We start from the raw sequence: 14,970 nt of genomic DNA, 5'->3' as shown, positions 1-14,970 counted from the left end.
TTAGTAGCTACTTCCGCTTATTCAACAAGGGCTAGAGCCCTATTTCACTCATAAATTATGGCCGCTTTACCCTGATCGGCCTGCACCCGCCAGCCGGCCAGGGCCTCATTGGTGGGGAAAAACTTGAACGCTTCGCCCAGCAGCAGTTCTGTCGAGGCGGCGCCGGTCTCGCCCTGGCACGCCACCGCCAGGCGCACACTCATGCCCCGCAGCACCTCGCCCTGCTCCGTCACTTCACGCTGAGCCGGGTATTCCTTGATCATGCGGGCCACATCAGGGGCCTTGCCGCCTTCGTTCGAACTCACCGCCACGCGCAGGTATTTGCCGAAACGGCAACGCGCCTGGTCCAGGTCCCAGATCTGCGTCACGGTCAGCTGCATGCCGCCGGAAAAACGGTCCACCTGCTGCTTGCCCATGACGATCACCAGTTCATCGTCTTTGAGCAGATTGCGGTGGGCGTTGATCAGCGCCTCATCGGCACGGGCTTCAATCACCCCGGTTTTGTCATCCAGCTTGAACAAGGCCAGTTTGCCGCGCTGACCATTGATGACCCGGAAATCGGTGACGATGCCGGCCAGCAGTTGCGGCTCGCGCGTGTCAATCAGGTCGTCAATCTGGCGCTTGGCAAAGCGGCGCACCTCCAGCACCACCTCGTCAAACAAATGACCTGACAGGTAGAAGCCGACCGCGGTTTTTTCATAGACCAAGCGCTCCTTGATGCCCCAGGGCATGGCATCCACCAGATCGGGCTCCTGCGTGCTGGAGCCATGGTCATCGTCGCCGCCCATGTCGAACAGGCCGCCCTGGTTGGCATTGGCGACCGCTGCCGCACCAAATTCGAAGGCCCGGTCCACCGAGGCCAACAAGCTGGCCCGATTGAGATGAATCGAGTCAAAGGCACCGGCCTTGATCAAGGCCTCCACCGTACGTTTGTTGATGCGGCCGCGGTCCACCCGCACGCAAAAGTCGAACAGGCTCTTGAACGGGCCAACCACATCGCCCGAGGGGCCGGCGCCCCGACCCTCACGCGCCGCCACAATGGCCTCAATGGCTTGCTGGCCCGAGCCTTTGATGGCGCTCAGGCCATAGCGAATCATCTTGTCGGAAATGGGCTCAAAGCGGGGCACGCCCCGGTTCACGTCGGGCTGCTCGAAGGTCAGGCCCATCTTCAGCGCATCTTCATACAGGACCTTGAGCTTGTCGGTGTCGCCCATTTCCACGGTCATGTTGGCGCAGAAGAACTCGGCCGTGTAATGCACCTTGAGCCAGGCCGTGTGGTAGGCCAGCAGTGAATAAGCAGCGGCGTGCGACTTGTTGAAGCCGTAGCCGGCAAACTTCTCCATCAAGTCAAACACCTCGTCGGCCTTGGCCTCGTTGATGTCGTTCTTCAGGGCGCCATCACGGAAGATCTGACGGTGCTTGGCCATCTCGTCCGCGTCTTTTTTACCCATGGCGCGGCGCAGCATGTCGGCACCACCGAGCGAGTAGCCGCCCAGAATCTGTGCGGTCTGCATCACCTGCTCCTGGTAGACCATGATGCCGTAGGTCTCCGAGAGCATATTGGCCACCAGCGGGTGCGGGTACTCCACCACCTCGCGGCCATGCTTGCGCGCCACAAAGCTCGGAATCAGGTCCATCGGGCCGGGCCGGTACAAGGCGTTGAGCGCGATCAGGTCTTCCAGCCGGGTTGGCTTGGCGTCTTTCAGCATGCCCTGCATGCCGCGCGACTCGAACTGGAATACCGCTTCGGTCTTGCCATCGGAAAACAGCTTGTAGACCCGCGCATCGTCCAGCGGCAGGTTCTCAAATGCAAAATTCTCCTGCCCTTTGTGGCGCTTGATGATGAATTCGCGCGCGATTTCCAGAATGGTGAGTGTGGCCAGGCCCAAAAAGTCGAACTTCACCAGGCCAATGGCTTCGACGTCGTTCTTGTCGTATTGGCTCACTGCCGACTCGCTGCCAGGCTGCTGGTACAGCGGGCAAAAATCGGTCAGCTTGCCCGGCGCGATCAACACACCGCCGGCGTGCATGCCGACGTTGCGGGTCATGCCCTCCAGCTTACGGGCCAGCTCCAGCAGAATCTTGACGTCTTCCTCTTTGCTCTCGCGCTCGGCCAGAATCGGCTCGTCGGTGGCGTACACGGTTTTGTCGTCTTTTTTGCGGTCGGGTGGCGGCAACTGCAGGCTGACGCTGACGCCCGGTTTGTTCGGGATGAGCTTGCTGATGCCGTCGCAAAAGGTGTAGCTCATGTCCAGCACGCGGCCCACGTCGCGCACCGCGGCACGGGCCGCCATGGTGCCGAAGGTCACAATCTGGCTGACGGCATTTTTGCCATATTTATCCTTGACGTAATCGATCACCAGGTTGCGGTTGGTCTGGCAAAAGTCGATGTCAAAGTCGGGCATGGAGACCCGCTCGGGGTTCAAAAAGCGCTCGAACAGCAGGTTGTATTGCAGCGGGTCCAGGTCGGTAATCTTCAGTGAATACGCCACCAGCGAGCCCGCACCGGAGCCGCGTCCCGGCCCCACCGGGCAACCATTGTTCTTGGCCCAGTTGATGAAGTCGCCCACGATCAAAAAGTAACCCGGAAAGCCCATGTTCAAGATGGTGGTGATCTCGAACTCGAGTCGGTCGACGTAGCGCTGCCGCTCGGCCTCACGCTTGGCCGAATCCGGGTACAAATGCAGCAGCCGTTCTTTCAATCCCTCGTGCGAGGTGTAGCGAAAGTACTCTTCCGGCGTCATGTGCTGGCCATTGACCAGGGGCGTCGGGAATTCGGGCAACTGCGGTTTGCCCAGAACGAGCGTCAGGTTGCAACGCTTGGCGATTTCCAGCGTATTGGCCAGGGCGGACGGCACATCGGCAAACAGGGCCGCCATTTGTTCGGAAGACTTGAAGTACTGCTCGCGTGTGAAGCGACGCACACGGCGCTGGTTGCCCAGGATCTCGCCCTCGGCAATGCACACCCGCGCTTCATGCGCCTCGAAGTCGTCGGGTAGGCTGAATTGCACCGGATGCGTCGCCACCACCGGCAAGCCCATGCGCGCGGCCAGCTGCACGGTCGCGATGACATGCGCTTCATCATCAGCACGTCCGGCGCGTTGCAGCTCCAGGTAAAAGCGATGCGGAAAAATGGCGCCCAGCTGCAAAGCGGCGTCAAAGGCGCGTGCGTCATCACCCTGCATCAGGGCCTGCCCCACCGGCCCGGCCTGCGCACCCGACAAGGCGATCAAACCCTCGTTCAGCTCCGTGAGCCAGTCTAATTTGACCGAGGCCTGCGCCTTACCCGCGTTCTGCGTCCAGGCCCGCGCCAGCATTTCAGACAAATTCAGGTAACCCTGCTTGTTCTGCACCAGCAGCACCAGGCGCGACAGGGTGGCATCGTCCTTGCCCAGACCCTCCAGCCAGATCTCCGTGCCAATCAAGGGCTTGACACCCCGTTTGCGGGCCTCTTTGTAAAACTTGATGGCACCAAACAGGTTGCTTAAGTCCGTGATGGCCAGCGCAGGCTGCCGGTCGGCAGCGGCAGACTTGACGATATCATCGATACGGTTGGTACCGTCAACGACGGAAAATTCGGTGTGGAGACGCAGGTGAACAAACATAGCTTGTATTGTAAGAAAGCGCCAGGTAGAAGATTTTGAAGATTCTTGTTGTCGACGATCACGCGCTGGTGCGCGAAGGCCTGCGCCAGGTTCTCAAAGGGCTGGACGAGCAGGTCGAGGTGCTGGAGGCCCCCCACTGTGCCCGCGCGTTCGAGCTGGCGGCCTTACACCCCGATCTCGATCTGGTGCTGCTTGACTACCATTTGCCCGACATGAACGGGCTGGAGGCGCTTGGCATATTCGGCAAGAAGCATCCCGAGCTGCCCATCGTCATGCTCTCCGGCTCGGTCAACCCCCAGATCATGCGACAGGTGCTGGCCAGGGGTGCCGCCGGCTTCGTCACGAAAGCCGGCATGAGCGACGATTTGCTGTCCGTCTTGCAACGGGTTCTGGCAGGTGAAGTGTATGTGCCGGCCGAGGTGCTGGCGGCGCCAGGAACGCCTGCACTGGAGGGGTCACATGGGCGTGCGCCCCCCCAACTCACGCCGCGCCAGGAAGAGGTGCTGTATCTGTTGCTGGATGGCCGCTCCAACAAGGACATCAGTGAAATCCTGCAGCTCGCGGATGAAACCACCAAGAGTCATGTCAGCGGAATTCTGCGCGCCTTTCGCGTCCAAACCCGTGTCCAGGCCGTCCTCGCGGCGAGCCATTATGGCTACACCAAGTCAGCACCGTCGATCTGAATATCAGCGGCAAAACGACGAATCAGGCTGCGCAGTTTGGCAGGGCGAACCGGCTTGGGCAGCAGGGTCAACCCGGCTTCCCGGGCCGCCTGTATCAGGATCGGGTCCGTATCGCCACTCATCAGGCAGGCGGTGATCGGCCTCCCTGCCGTCAAGCGCAGCTGATCTATCACCTCAATGCCATTTTCGCCGTCACGCAAACGATAGTCGCTCACGATCACGTCAGGGACCAGCCCACTTTCAAGCTGCTGCAGTGCCGTTGACAGACCTTCAGCCGACCCCACGACACAGCCCCAGGATTCGAGCAAACTCACCAGACCCTCACGGGCCAGGACATCGTCCTCAATGACCAACACGACCAGACCCGCAAGATCGCCAATGGCCTTGACCTCATGGGCCCCTGGTATCTCCAGACTGACGCCGACCGGTGCCAGCGGCACTTCAATGCTGAAGCGCGTGCCAAGTCCCAGGCTGGAACGCAGGGTCAGGCGGTGCCCCAGCAGACGGGCTGTGCGTTCGACGATATTGAGTCCCAGCCCCAAGCCCTTGCTGCGGTCCCGCTCCGTGTTGGCCACCTGGTAGAACTCCTTGAAGATGGACTGGTGATGCTCCGGCGCAATGCCGATGCCGCTGTCCCACACCTCAATGCGGGCCTTCTGGCCGTCGCCCGCCACCCGGCAAGCCACCAGCACGCTGCCCTGACGCGTGTAACGCAAGGCATTGCTGACCAGATTCAGCAAAATGCGATGCAGCAGCGTGGGATCGCTCATCAACCAGACCGTGGTCGGCCGGACACGCAGGCGAAGGCCCTTCTCCACGGCCGTCAAGGTCAATCCCCCATGCAACTGGTCAAAAATATCGGCAAGCGCGAAGGGCCGAAGCTGCACTTGCACGGCCTGGGCATCCAGCCGCGAAATATCCAGCAGGCCATCCAGCAAATCCTGCATGGCCAGCACCGAGGCCTCCAGGCTTCCGATCAATTGCCGGGTCTCCGCATCGTGCGGCAATTGCGCCAGCCGTGCCACGAACATGCCCAGCGCATGGGTGGGCTGCCGCAGATCGTGACTGGCGGCCGCGAGAAAGCGCGACTTGGCCAGCGTCGCGGTCTCGGCCTCTTCCTTTTTCTCCCGCAACTCCAGTGTTGCCAGCGCAATGCGCTGCTCCAGTTCGTCACGACCGGATTCGAGACGTTCCGCCATCTGGTTCACGCCCAGCTGCAAATCGCGCAGCGGGTCGTCGGGGAATACCGTTGCACGGGCAGACAATTCGCCGCGACCGATGCGCTCAATCAGGCTGGATACCCGCAATATGGGATGAACAACCCCCCGGCCAAGACGCACGGCCAGGAAACCGCCAAACAGCCAACCACCGAAGGTGAGCGCCAGGCCCACCAGCAGAATGTCGCGTTCGCGCTGAAGCAGCGACTCCCGTGAAAACTCGATCAGCACATGACCCAGTAAGGGCGAAGGCACAACCGCGCCAGTCGCCTTGGCTTCAAACAGATCATCAAGTTTGACCTCCATGGCAGCTATCGGTTGCACCAGTAAATCCGTGCGCGCCTCCGGATAGGGTATTTCGCTTTCCAGCCGCGTCAGAATCGGCGGTGTGGTGTAGCCCGGCTTACCCGCATGCACGAGAATTTGACCTTGGGCATTCACGATGGCAACTGAACGCACGTCGGACTCACGCAAGGCGCCGCTGGCAATGGTTTGCAAATGGGTGATATTGGCGGAGAACAGGCCATATTCGCTGGCCGTCGCCAGTTGGCGGGCCAGGGACCTGGCACGCTGGCTGTGCGCCTCGTCGATGTCATCGAACCGGGAGACCAGAAACACGCCCGCCAGCAACAGGGCGATCAGGGTCATTGGCAACAGGGCTGCCAGCAGCATGCGGCTTCGGATATCAACTATTTTCATGGTGGGCCCTCCCGGCTTCGCAAGCGGGTGCGCAAGGCATCCGCTTCCAATGTCAAGCCCAGCGAACGGGCAACGTGCTCGTTCACCGCAACGCTGAAATCCTGTGAATAGACCGGACTTGCCGGCAGCGCCTTGCCCTGAAGCACACCCCGGGCCATCGTCGCCGCTTGCCGGCCAATTTGTGTCGGCGTCACGTACAGGGCGAACAAAGCGCCGGCCCGTACATAGGCGGGAGAAAAAGCTACCAGCGGAACCTTCGCCCGAAAGGAAGCCAGCAGAATATTCTGGATACTGCTGCTGTTGTACAACTGCGGATCCGCCACCGCCAACAACAAGTCAGCGCGTTCCAATACTTTTTTGAGGCTCGAAAACAGCGGCTCATCACGCCCGACGGTGGCCTCTTCCAGTTCCAGTCCGCTAGCCTGTGCAAGGTCCTTGAGCGCCGATGCATGGATATGAGATTCAGGCCCCCACAGCACGCCAAGCCGACGTGCGGCCGGCAAGGCCAGGCGGATCAATTCCAATTGACGGTTTAAGGGCTGGTCGAGATAAAGAGCCGAAAACTGCGACGAGGACTTGCGCCCGCTGAGTTGCAAGGCGCGCTCAAAACTGCTGCGTGGTAACAAGGTGCACAGCACGGGGGCGCCTGGGGCGGATTGGGCCAGCACATTCGCGGCTTCGGTACCCAACGCTACGAACAACTTGGGACTCAAAGGAGCCGCGGTTGACCACTCCAGTGCGGTGAGCTGAAGCACCTCTGCGCGCGGCAAGCCGCCGCGCTCCAGTTCGCCGACCAAGGCCTCCGCGGCTTCCACATAGGCGGGGCTGCGCTCGCTGCTCACAATCACCACCGTCGCTGCCGCGTAAACACCGGTCGCGGCGCCAACGCACAGCCAGAGGCAGAGAATCAGGGAACGCAAGCGCACCAACATGGAAGACGGATCAGTTTTCTACCCGCAGAGTCACGAAGGCGCGGCGCTGAAACTGGAAGTTGGGAGAAAAATCCGCGTAGGGCGCACCCAGGTTCTGTACCACGAGGGCCAACTCGCCCCGGTTCGCGCCAAAGCGCAAGGGCAGGCCCAGGCGCAGGTCAGTCCGGGTCATCGCCATCTGCCCATCCTTGCCGGCACCCTGCAGCGTCACGGTCCCGCTGTCCTGATGTGACAGGCTCAGGTCCAGACCACCAGGCAGTTTTTGGAAGTACGTGATTGAACTGGCCAGCTTGGGCGCTGCCAGAGCACTGGCGGAGTCGACCGCAAGACCTGGAATGTAAGATTGAATATCCACATAAGCCTGATTGAATATCAGCTGGGCACCCTGCCAGGGCCGCCATTTCAACTGGTACTCAAGACCCCGAATGGGAATATCTTCGCTGTTGCCATAGTCTTTCGGGAACGCGGGATTGTCATTTTTTTGCCGAATGAAACCGCTGATCTGCTCATGAAAAGCACGTACATCCAGATTGAGCCCCAGCCTTGGAAAATCCCCTATATAGCCCAGTTCACGCACCAGCACACTCTCCGGCTGGACATTGCCGCTGGCCAGTACACGCACCGCAAGCAGTCGACCATTCCACGAAAAACGAACGTTGCTGGACTTTTCAAACGTGCTAGGCGGGCGATAAGCATTGGAGACACCCGCACGCAGGGTTTGGCCTTCCGCAACGTGCCAGTTCAGCATCAGCCGTGGCGCAAAACTGTCGCCATTCACACTGCTTTTTTCCGCCATCGCCCCGGCATTGAGAATCAGGTCCGGGGCAAAGCGCCATTCAGCATTGCCGAAAAGTCGGGTGAAGTCAGTGACAAAGGCCGCATCGGTGTTGTAAAGCGGCCTGGACGTGACCTGTTCGCGCCGGAACTCCCCACCCCATACCACCCGCAGCGTCGAACCCTGGCGGAAGGTATGCTGCAAGGACGCGGAATCGTTGCGCGAACGACCGCTGCTATCGATGTCAATGCTGCCATCAACACCCAGTGGAATCAGGGAAAACGGGAAGGCATCGCGGTACGTTTCTTCAGTGTGCGAAAGACTGAGCGCCACATCTTCGTCCTCGCCGAGACTGCGGCGCCAGTCAAGCTGCGCATAAGCGGAACCGAAAAAGCTCTCGCGCAGGGGATTGTCAGCGTTGCCGGATTTCCCTTTGCCGGCCTCAATTTCAAGCCCCCCGGCACGCAGCTGTATTTCATCCCTGGCATTGGCACGCAAATCAGCGCGGAAGTTGACGCGGCTGACCTGGTTGTGACCATTGGCCCCCGTCAATCCATCATCCGCCCGACGGTCCACGGTCAGTCGGTAGCTGGCATCCTCCATGCCCCAGCCGATGCGCGCCTGCGAATCGCGAACGCCGTTTTCGCCACCGGCCAGGCCGGCCTGCACGCCCAGGGTATCCACCGTGTGGCGGGTCACGATGTTGATGACCCCCAGCATGGCACGGGCGCCATAGGCGGCCGAGTTGGAGCCACGCAGCACCTCAACGCGCTCAATATCCGCCAAAGCCACGGTCTGCAAACCGGGCCCGATGCTGCCGATAAAGTAAGGGGAGTAAACCGATCGGCCATCAATCAGCACCTGTATGCGATTGGAGTAGCTGTCAAAACCACCGTGGTAGCTGGCCAAGGGTGCGGTTGTCTCAAACGAGGTGCTGGTCTGGAAGCCCGGCACCAGGCGCAACAGGTCAGCCACGTCGCGCGCACCGGACAGGCGAATCATGTCGCGGTCCAGAATGGTGACAGCGCCCGGTGTCTCGTCGAGTCGCTGCGGCAGCCGTGAGACCGACAGGACAATCGGCATTTCCGTCAAGAAGTCCTTCTCGGAAACCGCATCGGGCAGTTGCGCTGCGGCCTGGCTGCCCCAACCCAGCACGGCAATCAGCCCGACACAATGTTTAAGCAGTGGTTTTGTAACTTTTTGTGCGCACATGCTCCGATTCTGCCTTGTCAACAAGCCGCACCTCCTCACACTCTGGCCTGGCCTCCTAAAATCAGGGCGTGAAGAACACCCTCAATATTTCCGCATATAAATTCGTTGCCCTGCCTGACGCTGCAGAGATTCGCACCACCTTGCTCGATCGTGCATTGGGACTGCAGCTCAAAGGCACCATCCTGCTGGCCTCCGAGGGCATCAATCTGTTTCTGGCAGGCCCTGCCGAGGCGGTTCGCGCGTTTGTGGCCCAGTTGCAGGCCGATGCACGATTTGCCGACCTCGTGCCGAAAGAGAGCTGGTCAGCCCATCAGCCGTTCAAGAAAATGCTGGTCAAGGTGAAGACCGAGATCATCCGCATGAACCACCCCGCCATTGTTCCTGCTGCGGGCCGCGCACCGGCTGTGGATGCGCAGACCGTCAAACGGTGGCTGGACCAGGGGACGGACGACAAGGGCAGGCCTGTCGTCACACTGGACACACGCAACGCCTTTGAAGTGGATCACGGCACCTTTGAAGGTGCGATTGACTGGCGTATCGACAAATTCACCGAGTTTCCGCAAGCCTTGCTTGAGCACAAGGCAGAGTTACAAGACAAAACCGTGGTGAGCTTTTGCACCGGCGGTATCCGCTGTGAGAAGGCGGCTATTCTGATGCGCGAGGCCGGGCTGGAGCATGTCTACCAACTGGAAGGCGGCATTCTGAAGTATTTCGAGGAGACCGACGGTGCCCATTACCACGGCAGCTGCTTTGTGTTTGACGAGCGGCGAACGCTGGGCGCGGACCTGTCAGTCACCCAAGACTGAGCGTCCGCGCCGGCTCATTTCAAGCCTGGAACCTGGCAGTCACCTCTGCCACGCGCTTGCCAAACAGTTTGGCGGTGTCGAGGTCGCCCTGCGGCATTTCTGCCGGGCTTGAGTCCGAGGGAGACGTGGCCATGGCACCGGCATAAGAGCCCACGTAGTTGAGGTCATTGCGCTGAGCCGCCTTGGCGTTGCTGGCCTTCATGCCGGTCCCGACCCAGATGCCACCGTGCTGCATGGCCAGGGTGAACAGGTAGTGCAATGTGGAGTGCTTGTCACCATTCATGGTGGCGCTGTTGGTGAAGCCGGCAAACACCTTGTCTTTCCAGACATCGCCGAACCACTGCTTGCTGGAGGCGTCGGCAAATTTCTTGAACTGCCAACTCACATTGCCCATGTAGGTGGGCGAACCCATGATGATGGCGTCGGCGGCCTTGAGTGTGTTCCAGTGCGCTTCGGACAAATTGCCTTCGGCGTCGATGGTGACCAGTTCCGCGTTGGCGCCTTGCGCCACGGCTTGCGCCATGCGCAGGGTGTGGCCATAACCCGAGTGGAAAACTACTGCTACTTTTGCCATGTCAAATCTCCTTGATGAGGCGGGGAAAAAGAAGGCCTGAACACAGCCCCCCCGTGAATGAAACAAGAATCTGCGGGACGACGACATGCGTCGTCCGCCCCAACTCACTCAAGCATGACGTCTGGCGTCCACGCTCCAGGCACCGGCGCCGTGTGCAACCAGCACCAGCAGGCCGCCAACCACGGCAATGTTCTTGTAGAACATCAGTTGTTGCATCATGGCCTGGTCCGCCGGCACGCCCCAGAAGTTGTGGAACACAAAGGTGGCCACCAGCGTGAACGCCGCCAATGCCAGGGCCGCGAACCGGGTGCCGAAACCAGCGATCAACGCCAGGGCTCCGCCCACCTCCACCACGATGGCGAGCGCGGCGCCCAGCTCCGGCATGGGCAGACCTTTGGAGCCAATATAGCCGGCGGCACCCGCGAAACCGGTTATTTTGCCGATGCCCGCGGGCAAAAACAGCAGCGCCAGCAACAGACGGCCGACCAGGGTCAGGGGGTTTTGAAGAGATGCGAACATGGTGAAGTCCTTTGTGATTGAAAAAGTTCGACGGGAAAGAAAAATATAAAAACGATCAAGCGATGAGGTCAAACACCAGCACTTCGGCCGCCTGGCCATTCTCCAGTTTGAGCTGGTGCTCGTCCTCGATCAAGGCGGCGTCGCCCGTGGTCAGCGCAACGCCATTGACGCTAAGCGCGCCGCGCACCAAGTGCACGTAACACTTGCGATTGGATGCCAGCGTCAGTTCGGCGGTCTGTGCGCCGTCCAACAGACCGGCATACAGACGCGCATCGGCATGAATCGTGACCGAGCCGTCAGCACCATCGGGGGAGGCCACCAAACGCAGCTTTCCCTGCTTGTCCGCGGCGGCAAACGTCTTTTGCTCGTAACTCGGCTCAATGCCCTTCACATTGGGCTCAATCCAGATTTGCAGCAAATGCGTAGTTTCATTGGGTGCGTGGTTGAACTCGCTGTGTTGCACGCCGGTGCCCGCACTCATGCGCTGCACATCACCCGGTGGAATGGCCTTGACATTGCCCATGCTGTCCTTGTGCGCCAAAGACCCGCTGAGCACATAGGTGACGATCTCCATGTCGCGATGGCCGTGGGTGCCAAAGCCCTTGCCGGCGGCAATCCAGTCCTCGTTGATGACGCGCAGATTGCCCCAGCCCATGTGCTGCGGGTCGTAATACCCGGCAAATGAAAAACTGTGAAATGACTTGAGCCAACCGTGGTCGGCATAACCGCGCTCTTTTGATTTCCTGACAGTCAACATGACAAATACTCCAAGGTTTGTTTGAACTCCTGCCCTGAACTTTAGGCCTGTCCGGGGCGCTGGCAATCCACCCTGTTTGATGGCATCATTCAAATAATTCGAATCAAAAGGAGTGACAAGTGCAAACTGCCCGCGATGTTTTGACGCCAGACGCCCTGGCCATGCTGCAGACCATTGCGCGTACAGGCAGCTTTGCGGCGGCCGCCCGCTCCCTGGGCGTGGTACCCAGTGCCCTGACCTACCGCGTGCGCCAGATCGAGGACGCACTGGACGTGTTGCTGTACGACCGCAGTTCACGCCAGGCCCGCCTGACCGAAGCCGGTGCCGAATTGCTGCGAGAGGGGGCGCGTCTGCTGGAAGAAATCGACGCCGTCGCCAACCGGGTCAGGCGCGTGGCCACCGGCTGGGAGCCGCAACTGACCATCGCCGTGGACAGCATCATCTCCAAGGCCACCGTGATGGAGCTGTGCGAGAGCTTTTATGCCCTCAACCCGCCCACCCGCATCAAGCTGCGCGACGAAACGCTGTCCGGCACGCTGGAAGCCCTGACCTCCGGCCAGGCGGATCTGGCGCTGGGCGTAGCCGAATCAACCACCTACGCCGGCATTCATGGCAAACCCCTGGGCGATGTGAGCTTTGTTTACGCCGTGGCGCCGCATCATCCGCTGGCCAGCGCGCCCGAGCCGCTGAAAGACGACGTGGTCCGGCAACACCGGGCCGTGGCAGTCGCCGATACCATCGCCCGCGGCCGCGGCATGACCTTTGGCTTGCTGGGCGGGCAGGACGTATTCACCGTGGCCACCATGAAGGACAAACTCGATGCCCAGTTACGCGGCCTGGGCAGCGGCTTTGTGCCCGAATGCATGGCCCGCGCCTACATTGAAACCGGTCGCCTGGTGGTCAAAAAATTGGTGCGCCCCCAACGCGTTGTGCGACTCAACTATGCCTGGCGCAGTGTCGCCAAGCTGGGCCATGGCCGCGCGCTGACCTGGTGGTTGCAACAGCTGGAAAGTGCCGCGACACGCGCCGCTTTGCTGGAGCGGCACCGAGGCGTGTAAAGTGCAAGCCATACAACAACCCTGGAGACACCGTTCATGACCAAATCCAAATCCAAACCCGAACAAAAACATTTCGCCGTCGTCGGGGCGGGCATGGCGGGGGTTGCCTGCGCCCGCACCTTGGTGCAGGCGGGCCACAGGGTTACGGTGTTCGAGAAAAGCGGTGGCATTGGCGGGCGCATGGCGACACGCAACAGCGCTTTTGGTACGTTTGACCACGGAACACAGTATTTCACCGTGCGCGACCCGCGCTTTAGGCAGGCGCTGGACACTGTGCCAGACCTGTGCAAACGCTGGAGTGCCAACACCGTGCAGGTGCTGGACGAACGTGGCCGCGTGGCCAGTGCCACCCTGCCCCCGCAGGAAGCTCACTGGGTGCCCGCCCCGGGCATGAACGCGCTGACCAGTCGCTGGGCTCTGCCGCTGATGGAGCAGCACAACGTCGAGCTGGAAACCCGGGTTACGCACCTGGAGCGCGATGCCCTGCAACCCCAGCGCTGGCAGCTGCGCACCGAGGGGCCGGCCGACGCGCAGCATGTGTTTTCAGGTTTCGATTCCGTGCTGCTGGCCATGCCGGCGGAGCAGACGCGCGTGCTGCTGCAAACAGCACAGAAATTCGACCGGATGGTGAAGCAAATCGACAAGGTAAAAGTTTCCCCCTGCTGGACCTTGATGCTGGCGTTTCCCCAAGCCGTGCAGCCGGGCCTGACCACGCTGGGGCCGCAGTGGAATGCCGCCCGCAGCACGCACCACCGCATTGCCTGGCTGGCGCGCGAATCAAGCAAGCCGGGGCGCAGCATCGTGGAACGCTGGACCGTGCAGGCCAGTGCCGCCTGGTCGCAAGAGCATCTGGAAGACGATGCCACGCGCGTACAGGCCAAGCTGCTGAAAGCCTTTTCTGAAGTCACCGGCATCCGGGCCGAGCCCGCCCACGTGGACACCCAGCGCTGGCTGTATGCCCAGACGGTCAAACCGCTGGGCAAATCCCATTTGTGGGATGCCAAAGCCGGCATCGGCGTCTGCGGCGACTGGTGCCTGGGCCAACGGGTCGAAAACGCGTTTGTCTCGGGTCTGGAGCTGGCGCTGGCTGTCGTCTAAAGGAGTGGCAAGGTGGGGGGCACGTACACAGGTAGATTCGCCCCTTCCCCAACCGGGCCCTTGCACGCAGGCTCGATGGTCGCGGCCCTGGCCAGCTGGCTGGACGCCCGCGCCCACGGCGGTCAATGGCTGGTTCGAATCGAGGACGTGGACACCTCGCGCTGCGTGCCGGGCATGGATCAGGTCATCTTGCAACAACTCAGTGCCTGCGGACTGCACCCCGACGCACCGCCGGTATGGCAGTCCCAACGCAGTGGCCTCTACCAGCAGACGCTGGACCAACTGGTAGCACGCGGGCTTGCCTACCCCTGTGCCTGTTCGCGAAAGGACATTGAAACCGCCCTGAGCAGCCTGGGCCAAGGGCGCGCACGCCACGGCGAGCTGATTTATCCGGGCACCTGCCGCACCGGTTTGCACGGCAAGGCAAGCCGGGCCTGGCGGCTGCGCACGGATGTTTATGCATCAAATCAGCCTCTAGCCCTCGTCCTTCCTGCGCAAGTAGCTACTCAATCAATAGCAAATATCATCATCCACTGGACCGACCGTCGCCTGGGTGCCCAGCAGCAGGACGTGGCGGCCGAGGTCGGCGACTTCGTCCTCAAGCGCGCCGACGGCTGTTTTGCCTATCAGCTCGCGGTGGTGGTGGATGATGCGGCCCAAGGCGTGACCGATGTGGTGCGTGGGGAGGATCTGGCGGACAACACGGCGCGGCAGATTCTGTTGCAGCAATGTTTGGGTTTACCCACGCCGCGCTATCTGCATACGCCGCTGGTGCGGGGGGTAGATGGTGAAAAGCTGTCCAAGCAGAACGGGGCGGAGGCAATGGGTACGTCTGATCCTCTGGCTGCTTTGAATAACGCGGCTGGTTTTTTGGGGTTGCCGGTGTGTGCTGGCAGTGTGGCGAAGGCGCTGGGGGTTTGGGTTTCTGTTTGGCGGGGGTCTATGGTTTTTTGAGGGGTTGACTGGGTTGAGTTTTTTGGGTTTGTTTTCTCTTGATTTCCTCACCTCCCCCACTCACTCCCCCAACCCCTCTAT

Annotated in this window: 12 protein-coding genes; 5 read left to right on the top strand and 7 right to left on the bottom strand. The window is 60.9% G+C overall.

All coding sequences use genetic code 11. The features are described 5' to 3' along the window. Nucleotides 1-44: 44 nt before the first annotated feature. Complete coding sequence (gene dnaE / locus C5P05_RS24095) at nucleotides 45-3,605, bottom strand: DNA polymerase III subunit alpha (RefSeq protein WP_114972406.1); 3,561 nt, start codon at nucleotides 3,603-3,605, stop codon at nucleotides 45-47. 35 nt (nucleotides 3,606-3,640) lie between these two features. On the opposite strand from dnaE, the gene C5P05_RS24090 reads away from it, so the two are divergent. Further along, nucleotides 3,641-4,288, top strand: a complete 648-nt coding sequence (locus tag C5P05_RS24090) for a response regulator (RefSeq protein WP_232834648.1) — start codon at nucleotides 3,641-3,643, stop codon at nucleotides 4,286-4,288. Here the strand turns inward: C5P05_RS24090 and C5P05_RS24085 are convergent. The 3 genes from C5P05_RS24085 to C5P05_RS24075 are packed head-to-tail and all read right to left on the bottom strand — an operon-like array spanning nucleotide 4,261 to nucleotide 9,123. Beyond that, on the bottom strand, nucleotides 4,261-6,204 hold the full coding sequence (locus tag C5P05_RS24085) for an ATP-binding protein (protein ID WP_114972404.1): 1,944 nt from the start codon (nucleotides 6,202-6,204) through the stop codon (nucleotides 4,261-4,263). The two genes, C5P05_RS24090 and C5P05_RS24085, sit on opposite strands and share 28 nt — an antisense overlap. Then, nucleotides 6,201-7,136 carry an ABC transporter substrate-binding protein gene (locus tag C5P05_RS24080; RefSeq protein WP_114972403.1) on the bottom strand — a complete coding sequence of 312 codons (936 nt, stop codon included), beginning with the start codon at nucleotides 7,134-7,136 and terminating at the stop codon, nucleotides 6,201-6,203. The genes C5P05_RS24085 and C5P05_RS24080 overlap by 4 nt, the downstream gene beginning before the upstream one ends. Nucleotides 7,137-7,146: 10 nt before the next feature. Further along, nucleotides 7,147-9,123 carry a TonB-dependent receptor plug domain-containing protein gene (locus tag C5P05_RS24075; RefSeq protein ID WP_114972402.1) on the bottom strand — a complete coding sequence of 659 codons (1,977 nt, stop codon included), beginning with the start codon at nucleotides 9,121-9,123 and terminating at the stop codon, nucleotides 7,147-7,149. A gap of 68 nt (nucleotides 9,124-9,191) precedes the next feature. Here C5P05_RS24075 and C5P05_RS24070 point away from each other — a divergent pair, with 68 nt between their 5' ends. Next, on the top strand, nucleotides 9,192-9,929 hold the full coding sequence (locus C5P05_RS24070; RefSeq protein WP_114972401.1) for a sulfurtransferase: 738 nt from the start codon (nucleotides 9,192-9,194) through the stop codon (nucleotides 9,927-9,929). A gap of 19 nt (nucleotides 9,930-9,948) precedes the next feature. On the opposite strand, the gene C5P05_RS24065 is transcribed toward C5P05_RS24070, so the two are convergent. From C5P05_RS24065 to C5P05_RS24055, 3 genes are all read right to left on the bottom strand, one after another. Continuing rightward, on the bottom strand, nucleotides 9,949-10,503 hold the full coding sequence (locus C5P05_RS24065) for a flavodoxin family protein (RefSeq protein WP_114972400.1): 555 nt from the start codon (nucleotides 10,501-10,503) through the stop codon (nucleotides 9,949-9,951). 108 nt (nucleotides 10,504-10,611) lie between these two features. After that, complete coding sequence (locus C5P05_RS24060) at nucleotides 10,612-11,022, bottom strand: DoxX family protein (protein ID WP_114972399.1); 411 nt, start codon at nucleotides 11,020-11,022, stop codon at nucleotides 10,612-10,614. A 55-nt stretch (nucleotides 11,023-11,077) separates the two neighbouring features. Further along, nucleotides 11,078-11,779 carry a pirin family protein gene (locus C5P05_RS24055; protein ID WP_114972398.1) on the bottom strand — a complete coding sequence of 234 codons (702 nt, stop codon included), beginning with the start codon at nucleotides 11,777-11,779 and terminating at the stop codon, nucleotides 11,078-11,080. A gap of 119 nt (nucleotides 11,780-11,898) precedes the next feature. Here C5P05_RS24055 and C5P05_RS24050 point away from each other — a divergent pair, with 119 nt between their 5' ends. The 3 genes from C5P05_RS24050 (at nucleotide 11,899) to gluQRS (ending at nucleotide 14,889) form a co-directional block, all read left to right on the top strand. Further along, nucleotides 11,899-12,837, top strand: coding sequence for a LysR family transcriptional regulator (locus C5P05_RS24050; RefSeq protein ID WP_114972397.1), 939 nt, complete (start codon nucleotides 11,899-11,901; stop codon nucleotides 12,835-12,837). Nucleotides 12,838-12,873: 36 nt separating this feature from the next. Then, nucleotides 12,874-13,935: an NAD(P)/FAD-dependent oxidoreductase gene (locus tag C5P05_RS24045; RefSeq protein WP_114972396.1), complete on the top strand. Its 1,062-nt coding sequence runs from the start codon at nucleotides 12,874-12,876 to the stop codon at nucleotides 13,933-13,935. A 75-nt stretch (nucleotides 13,936-14,010) separates the two neighbouring features. Further along, on the top strand, nucleotides 14,011-14,889 hold the full coding sequence (gene gluQRS, locus C5P05_RS24040) for a tRNA glutamyl-Q(34) synthetase GluQRS (RefSeq protein WP_232834647.1): 879 nt from the start codon (nucleotides 14,011-14,013) through the stop codon (nucleotides 14,887-14,889). Nucleotides 14,890-14,970: the final 81 nt, after the last annotated feature.

The organism is Rhodoferax ferrireducens, assembly GCF_003347515.1.
GTDB lineage: Bacteria > Pseudomonadota > Gammaproteobacteria > Burkholderiales > Burkholderiaceae_C > Rhodoferax.
Note: the sequence above shows the minus strand (reverse complement) of the source record. Positions and strands in the feature narration are given on the sequence as shown.

Bases quoted from the DNA above. Each gene is read 5' to 3' on its own strand.
- C5P05_RS24055 (WP_114972398.1), bottom strand. From the start codon at position 11,779: ATGTTGACTGTCAGGAAATCAAAAGAGCGCGGTTATGCCGACCACGGT.
- C5P05_RS24080 (WP_114972403.1), bottom strand. From the start codon at position 7,136: ATGTTGGTGCGCTTGCGTTCCCTGATTCTCTGCCTCTGGCTGTGCGTT.
- C5P05_RS24045 (WP_114972396.1), top strand. From the start codon at position 12,874: ATGACCAAATCCAAATCCAAACCCGAACAAAAACATTTCGCCGTCGTC.
- gluQRS (WP_232834647.1), top strand. From the start codon at position 14,011: ATGGTCGCGGCCCTGGCCAGCTGGCTGGACGCCCGCGCCCACGGCGGT.
- dnaE (WP_114972406.1), bottom strand. From the start codon at position 3,605: ATGTTTGTTCACCTGCGTCTCCACACCGAATTTTCCGTCGTTGACGGT.
- C5P05_RS24065 (WP_114972400.1), bottom strand. From the start codon at position 10,503: ATGGCAAAAGTAGCAGTAGTTTTCCACTCGGGTTATGGCCACACCCTG.
- C5P05_RS24085 (WP_114972404.1), bottom strand. From the start codon at position 6,204: ATGAAAATAGTTGATATCCGAAGCCGCATGCTGCTGGCAGCCCTGTTG.
- C5P05_RS24075 (WP_114972402.1), bottom strand. From the start codon at position 9,123: ATGTGCGCACAAAAAGTTACAAAACCACTGCTTAAACATTGTGTCGGG.
- C5P05_RS24060 (WP_114972399.1), bottom strand. From the start codon at position 11,022: ATGTTCGCATCTCTTCAAAACCCCCTGACCCTGGTCGGCCGTCTGTTG.